The organism is Collinsella sp. TF08-11AT (assembly GCF_003437035.1).
Classification (GTDB): Bacteria; Actinomycetota; Coriobacteriia; order Coriobacteriales; family Coriobacteriaceae; genus Collinsella.
The window spans coordinates 101278-107932 of sequence record NZ_QSRL01000006.1; the positions used below are offsets into that span (position 1 = coordinate 101278).

Genomic DNA, 6655 nt, shown 5'->3' on the forward strand with positions numbered 1-6655 from the left:
GCGGGCCGGTATGCCGAGCGATCGACATGCCGGCCCGTCCCCAATCCAAAGGATAACTTTTGACGCAGCAATTTACGATTTTCCTACCCCGACCGGATGGGACGCCTATCCCCGTCGTCGTTACCAAAAAGCGCGTCAAGAACTTTAACCTACGCGTCACATCGAGCGGCGAGGTCCACGCCAGCGCACCGCTCGGCGCCAGCCACGAGCGCATCGAAGCGTTTGTGAAGCGCAACAGCGCCTGGATTATCAGCCGACTTGCCCAACGTGAGCAACGTCAGGCGACAGCGCGAGAGCCGCTCAGCCCCTCGTCCATCATTGCACTTTGGGGCAAGCCCATCACGGTACAGGACGCACTCGATCACAACTTTGCATCGCCCGCACCGCGACCCAAGCAGGCCACCTTCGCAAGTTTTATGGGTACCGACGAATCGGACGAAAGCCCACAGGCCAAGCGGCGCGCAATCCTCGACGGCCTAACGTCCGACGAGCTCCAAGCCCACATCGACCAGCTCTACGCGTCCGAGGTCACCGCAGCGCTACGCGACATCGTGCACGCGTACGAAATCGCAATGGGCGTCACCGTGGCCCGCGTCTCCGTGCGCAGCATGAAAACGCGTTGGGGCTCCTGCACACCCAAAACCGGCGCCATTCGCATCGCGCGCGAGCTCGCCGCCTACCCTGTCGAATGCCTCGACATGGTTGTCGCCCACGAGCTCGTCCATCTGCTCGAGCCGAGCCACAATCAGCGCTTTCACGCCCTGCTCGACACGTACTGTCCCAACAATAGAGCACTGTCTCAGCGGCTCAAGCAGCCACCCCTCAACAAGCTCTAGCGTCGACTAGCGCACGCGCTCGATCTCGACGCCGCAGCTTGCCAGGGGCAGGCCAACAGGAGCCCACGGCTTATCGAGCTTTATGCGCACACCAAGCAGCGAGGGATAACGGCGCAGCAGCATCTGGGCTGTCCCCTCGGCTGCCGCCTCGATGAGCTTAAACGTATGCTCGCGCAGATAGCCATCGACATCGTGGCACACCGAGCCGTAGTCAATCGAGGCGTCCAGGTTATCGTGCTCCCCCGCCGCGCGCAGGTCGGCATAGAGCACCAGAGAAACGATGAACTTCTGACCCAGCGCGTTCTCCTCGGGATACACGCCATGGTTGGCAAAAACCTCCAGGCCGTCAATGACAATACGATCGGCATGGCGCAAATCGTCATAGCTCACGTGAGGCACCGCCGTTGCGGTGGATATTTCGCCCCTTCCACGGCGGGCGAGCTCGGCGCCTTCGGTCTTGGTTGCATTCTCGGGCAGTTTCTTGTTACTCAACGCGATCGTCTCCTTCGTTTAGAACCCCGACCGCGCAAACTAACTACACGCGAATCGACAGGTTCTTTTTATCATCGCTCCAGTTGCAAGCGTTGCGCGCGGGGCATGCAAAGCAGGCACGCGACGCTTTGTCGGCTGCATAGAGCAGACGCTCAAGCGGTTGGCTGTTCACGCGCAGCTTTCGATGGCCCAGAATGGCCGTCTTAATGGCTGCGGCATCGGCCGGCTCAAACGCCACGTCATCGGGCATGCCGCCGAGAATCGCATCAGCGACGCGTTCGCTTGCAACATCATGGGATATACCCGATTCATACTGTTCATCTTTGCCGATATCGTGAAGAAGTGCTGTGGCGTAGATGACCTCGCGGTCAAATTCGAGCTGCTCCTCGAGATTCTTGATCCACATAATGCGCGCGACATCGAGCAGATGGTCAATACCGTGGCGGCAGAAGATGCGCCCCGATTCCAACTGTACGATGTTGCCCAGGTGCCGCCGGAACAGCCCGTTGGCACAAATGTAATCAATGCGAGGCATGGCACCAAAGGGGGCCAGGCCCGAAGCCATAAAGCCGCGACGCGACGTCCCCTCATCGGTCTTCGATGTAAAGTCGTTGACGACTCTCATGGTTAGCGGCCCAGCATCCTAAAGAAACGCTCCTCGAGCGCGGGATCGGTCTCAAAGACGCCGCGGCGAGCAAGCGTCACGGTCTTGGTGCCGGGCTTTTGCACGCCACGCATCGTCATGCACATATGCTCGGCCTCCATCAACACAATCGCTCCCTGGGGAGCGAGATAATCCATGAGGGCATCGGCAACCTGTGCGCACAGTTGCTCCTGCAGCTGAAGACGGCGGGCATAAACCTCAACCGTGCGGGCGAGCTTGGAAAGCCCAGCCACCCGACCGTTAGGGATATAACCAATGGCGGCCTTGCCATAAAACGGCAGCAGATGATGTTCGCACAGCGAGTAGAACGTGATGTCGCGCTCGATAACCAAATCGTTCGAAGCGACGGCAAAGGTTTTGGACAGGTGTTCCTCGGCACTCTGGTCCATACCGCCGGCGATCTCACCATACATACGGGCAACGCGCGCCGGGGTCTCCAGCAGGCCCTCACGAGTTGGGTCCTCGCCTATGCCCTCAAGCAACAGCTTAATGGCGGCCTCGACTTTTTCCTGATCGACCATCTGGGCCTCACTTTTCCGATTTCACGTTCGCGCTATGGTACCACGCCCTCCGGCATCGACCACAAGCTACATAGTATGGGTCGAATAGACCGGATCATCACGCCAAAGTTCAACCGCATCACAAAGCGCAACGCCCTCGCGCTCAGCACGGGCGCGCGTAGCGTTCATATCGATCACGCGCTGGTTGCTCGAACCCCTAAAGCGCAGCGAGATATCGTACAGGTCCTGAACAAACGGGCCGTCCACCAGCATGTCAAGGCAGGCAAGGATGCGGTCCGTCACCTCGGTATGATGACGACCGCCCGGCATAAGCTCCTCGAGTACGTCGCCAGTAAAGCACCAAATGGTCTTTCCCGACCCCACTGGATAGGCCGCGCGAACACGCTCGACAAACTCAACGAGCCCCGCCTGATTCTCGGGCTCCATGGGCTCGCCGCCCAGAATCGTCAGACCATCGATAAAGGGATGATCGAGACTCTCGATAATCTTGTCCTCGACGGCACGATCGAACGGCTCACCCGCAGCAAAGTCCCACGCAACAGAGTTAAAGCAATTCTTGCACCCACGACGGCACCCGCTTACAAACAGAGAAGTACGAACGCCTTCTCCATCAGCAATGTCGAAATACTTAATGTTCGCGTAGTTCATAGGTAACTCTCCCGGGAGGCCGGGACATATCATCCCGTCCTCAAACATTCTCGGCCTGCGGCCTGCGAAACTGCGGGCGGGACGATATGTCCCGGCCTCATGCAAAGGGTAACTCAATGAACGAAGCGAACATCGAGCATAGGGTTCGAGGTCCAATAAAAACTGGGTTGCGGCTCAACCACCATCGCAAGTAAATCGCAGCTGCAACTCGACTTATTTCCGCTAAGAACTTCGAGGAGTGAGCAGACTGCGCGCTGCATCTCAGCTACATCAACTTGGCTGCCCTGTAGCGAGGCCCCGGACCTTTGCTCGATATGAGTTCCGCACGAACAGGAGGCGCCAGTGGCGCCTCCGTCGTGAGCCAGGACTGTCCGAAATAGCGAGTAAAGGTCCGGGGCCTCGCTACAGGGCAGCCTGGGATGGTTATTAGAGATGCAGCACGCGGTCGCGGATCTCCTCGGTTCGGCCCTGGTTCCAGAACTGGGTACCGATGTAGCCGCACGTACGACGAGCGACGTTCATTTTCTCCTGGTCGCGGTTGCCGCAGTTGGGGCACTCCCACACCAGCTTGCCATCGTCCTCAACAATCTTGATCTCGCCATCGTAGCCGCACACCTGGCAGTAGTCGCTCTTGGTGTTGAGCTCGGCGTACATGATGTTGTCGTAGATGTACTGCATCACGCGAATGACAGCCTTGAGGTTGTCCTGCATGTTGGGAACCTCAACGTAAGAGATAGCACCGCCCGGCGAAAGCTGCTGGAACATGCCCTCAAACTTAAGCTTATCGAAGGCATCGATCTCCTCGGACACGTGGACGTGATAGCTGTTGGTAATGTAGCCCTTGTCCGTCACGCCCGGGATAATACCAAAACGGCGCTGCAGGCACTTGGCGAACTTGTAGGTCGTCGACTCCAACGGCGTACCGTACAGCGAGAAATCGATATCGCTTTCGGCCTTCCACTCCGCGCACTTGTCGTTCATGCGCTGCATGACGGCCATGGCAAACGGCGTGCCTTCCTTCTCGGTGTGGCTGTGGCCCGTCATGTACTTGACGCACTCATACAGGCCGGCATAGCCAAGGCTGATGGTAGAGTATCCGCCCACGAGCAACTTATCGATCGTCTCGCCCTTCTTCAGACGCGCTAGGGCACCGTACTGCCAAAGAATCGGCGCGGCATCCGAAAGCGTGCCCATCAGGCGCTCATGACGGCACAGCAGAGCACGGTGGCACAGCTCAAGGCGCTCGTCGAAGATCTTCCAGAACTTGTCCATGTCCTGATGCGAGCTCAGCGCGACATCGGGCAGGTTGATGGTCACAACACCCTGGTTAAAGCGGCCATAGTACTTGGGTTTGGTCGGGTCATAGTTCAGCGCGTTGGCGACATTGTTAAAGCCGTTGCCCGAGCGGTCGGGCGTCAGGAAACTGCGACAACCCATGCAGGTGTAGCAATCGCCGTTGCCGGCGGTCTCGCCCTTCGACAGCTTGAGCTCGCGCATCTTCTTCTCAGAGATGTAGTCGGGCACCATGCGCTTGGCGGTACACTTGGCAGCCAGCTGGGTCAGGTAGAAGTACGGGGAATTCTCGTGAACGTTATCGTCCTCGAGTACATAGATAAGCTTGGGGAATGCCGGGGTAATCCACACACCGGCTTCGTTCTTAACGCCCTCATAGCGTTGACGAAGCGTCTCCTCCACGATCATGGCAAGGTCGTGCTTCTCCTGGGGCGTACGGGCCTCATTGAGATACATAAAGACCGTCACGAACGGCGCCTGGCCATTGGTGGTCATAAGGGTCACGACCTGATACTGAATCGTCTGGACGCCGCGACGGATCTCGTCACGCAGACGGTCCTCAACGACCTCACGGACCTTTTCGGCAGATGCCGAAACACCGAGCTCCTCGAGCTCGCGGGCAACCTCGCCGCGAATCTTTTGACGGCTCACCTCAACAAAGGGGGCGAGATGGGTCAGCGAAATAGACTGGCCGCCGTACTGGGAAGAAGCAACCTGGGCGATAATCTGCGTCGCGATGTTGCAGGCAGTCGAGAAGCTATGCGGCTTCTCGATCAGCGTGCCCGAGATAACGGTGCCGTTCTGGAGCATATCCTCCAGGTTCACCAGGTCGCAGTTATGCATGTGCTGGGCAAAGTAGTCGGAATCGTGGAAGTGGATCAGGCCCTCGTTGTGGGCATCCACGATCTCCTGGGGCAGCAGCACGCGCTGAGTCAGGTCCTTGGAAATCTCGCCGGCCATGTAGTCGCGCTGAACGGAGTTGACGGTCGGGTTCTTGTTAGAGTTCTCCTGCTTGACCTCTTCGTTATTGCACTCGATCAACGACAGGATCTTGTCATCGGTCGTGTTCTTCTGGCGCTTCAGGCTCTGAACATAGCGATAGATGATGTAGTGGCGGGCGACCTCGTAGCAGTCGAGACGCATGATCTCGTCCTCGACCAAATCCTGGATCTCCTCGACCGAAACGGTGTGGCCCGCGTTCTCGCATGCCTCGGCGACGTTTTGCGCCGCATAAACCACCTGGCGGTCGGTTAGACGAGAGCTCTCCTCGACCTCCAAGTTTGCGGCGCGAATCGCATTGACGATCTTATCGATGTCAAAGACAACCTCGGTGCCGCTGCGCTTGATGATCTTCATCCTCTTGCCTCTTTCGCGTCGTAGTCTCATTGCGCTTCAGAGCCAAACGATGCCCGGCAGGGCTTGCCCCTGTCTTGCGGCGCCGTCGCGCAATCTGTGTTCTCGATAAACCATAGGTCCTCATGCGGACAATCCTCGCGGCCGATCAAGCGGCTCAAAGATCTATCCAAATGGGGCAAATAAGGTCCTCGTTCTCTGTCCGCCATCTATCATACGACAAAGAGGCATCTATATCCTGTATTCTTTTTTTAGTTCAAACACAACATATAGTGTTTCAGCAGGTCAAAGCAATTGGTCATTTTGCAGACGCATTAATTATGAGGGGTTCTTGGCAAGTCGGTAAAACGTTACCAACACGGCTACCTGCATGGCAGTTATAAAACCCCCTTAGTCAAGCCGCTGACAAATCCTACCAAAACCAAGCCGCTCACGCCAAAAGAATCCAAAAGATTATGCTTGACCAACATGTTGCGGTCGTGCCTTGCCGAGCCCCATGTAACCGCGGCACGAATCCTTGAAAGATATGTGTATGCAAACAGAGAAGATGAGAGTTTTCTCGGATGACTACTGAGAAGCATCCCAGAAGATCAAAAAACTCGAAATTTGGTGACGTATTTGGCGACCCATTTGGCGAGCAAAACAAAACAGCCCAGAGGCTAAGCCTCTGGGCTGCGAACATTTGGTGGGCGTTAGAAGATTTGAACTTCTGACCTCTTCCGTGTCAGGGAAGCGCTCTCCCCCTGAGCTAAACGCCCAAATGGAGCGGACAACGGGGCTCGAACCCGCGACCCCAACCTTGGCAAGGTTGTGCTCTACCAACTGAGCCATGTCCGCTTACGAAGATT

General features: G+C 57.2%; 6 protein-coding genes and 2 tRNA genes. 1 reads left to right on the plus strand and 7 read right to left on the minus strand.

Translation table 11 applies throughout. From position 1 onward, the window contains the following. Window positions 1-59 precede the first annotated feature (59 nt). On the plus strand, window positions 60-836 hold the full coding sequence (locus DXC79_RS05690) for a M48 family metallopeptidase (RefSeq protein WP_117635451.1): 777 nt from the start codon (window positions 60-62) through the stop codon (window positions 834-836). Between the two features lie 6 nt (window positions 837-842). Here DXC79_RS05690 and folB read toward each other — a convergent pair whose 3' ends face one another. The 7 genes from folB to DXC79_RS05725 form a co-directional block, all read right to left on the minus strand. Continuing rightward, on the minus strand, window positions 843-1328 hold the full coding sequence (gene folB / locus DXC79_RS05695; protein WP_055251396.1) for a dihydroneopterin aldolase: 486 nt from the start codon (window positions 1326-1328) through the stop codon (window positions 843-845). Between the two features lie 43 nt (window positions 1329-1371). After that, complete coding sequence (locus tag DXC79_RS05700; RefSeq protein ID WP_172622418.1) at window positions 1372-1953, minus strand: HD domain-containing protein; 582 nt, start codon at window positions 1951-1953, stop codon at window positions 1372-1374. Window positions 1954-1955: 2 nt separating this feature from the next. Then, window positions 1956-2513 carry a GTP cyclohydrolase I FolE gene (folE, locus tag DXC79_RS05705; protein WP_022094399.1) on the minus strand — a complete coding sequence of 186 codons (558 nt, stop codon included), beginning with the start codon at window positions 2511-2513 and terminating at the stop codon, window positions 1956-1958. A gap of 66 nt (window positions 2514-2579) precedes the next feature. Beyond that, window positions 2580-3161: an anaerobic ribonucleoside-triphosphate reductase activating protein gene (nrdG, locus tag DXC79_RS05710; protein WP_117635452.1), complete on the minus strand. Its 582-nt coding sequence runs from the start codon at window positions 3159-3161 to the stop codon at window positions 2580-2582. Between the two features lie 426 nt (window positions 3162-3587). After that, window positions 3588-5810, minus strand: a complete 2223-nt coding sequence (gene nrdD / locus DXC79_RS05715; protein WP_117583876.1) for an anaerobic ribonucleoside-triphosphate reductase — start codon at window positions 5808-5810, stop codon at window positions 3588-3590. Window positions 5811-6490: 680 nt separating this feature from the next. Continuing rightward, window positions 6491-6565: transfer RNA gene (locus tag DXC79_RS05720), tRNA-Val, on the minus strand. 3 nt (window positions 6566-6568) lie between these two features. Further along, window positions 6569-6644, minus strand: a tRNA-Gly gene (locus DXC79_RS05725). Window positions 6645-6655 lie beyond the last annotated feature (11 nt).